The organism is Pseudomonas sp. HY13-MNA-CIBAN-0226, assembly GCF_040310305.1.
GTDB lineage: Bacteria > Pseudomonadota > Gammaproteobacteria > Pseudomonadales > Pseudomonadaceae > Aquipseudomonas > Aquipseudomonas gregormendelii.
This window is the reverse complement of record NZ_JBEOPS010000192.1, coordinates 1-279: the sequence shown is the minus strand read 5'-3', so window position 1 is coordinate 279 and position 279 is coordinate 1. Positions and strand designations below refer to the sequence as shown.

The window sequence follows — 279 nt, the reverse complement described above, 5'->3', positions numbered from 1 at the left end:
ATCCAGGCCCACGGCGATATGCCCCATGCGCGTAAACGTCTGCAAATCCCGCCCCGGCCCACAGCCGAAATCCAGCACGGTAAACGGCGGCGTGCCCTGGATATGCCGCAGCAGCGCGTCGATGTTCTGGCTCACATCGTGATCGCGGGTGCCTTCACGAAAGTCTTCGGCCACCTTGTTGTAGTGGCCCAGGGTGGCGGCGGTGATCTGGTTGAGGTCGTCGGGAGCAAGTTTCATGGCATGGCGCACGGCTGCGGCTGAGGTAGGGGGACTATACCC

General features: G+C 63.1%; 1 protein-coding gene. It reads right to left on the bottom strand.

The genetic code is table 11. The features are described from left to right. The coding region (locus tag AAEZ05_RS28360) for a class I SAM-dependent methyltransferase (RefSeq protein WP_502944450.1) at positions 1–237 on the bottom strand (237 nt) is incomplete at its 3' end. Positions 238–279: the final 42 nt, after the last annotated feature.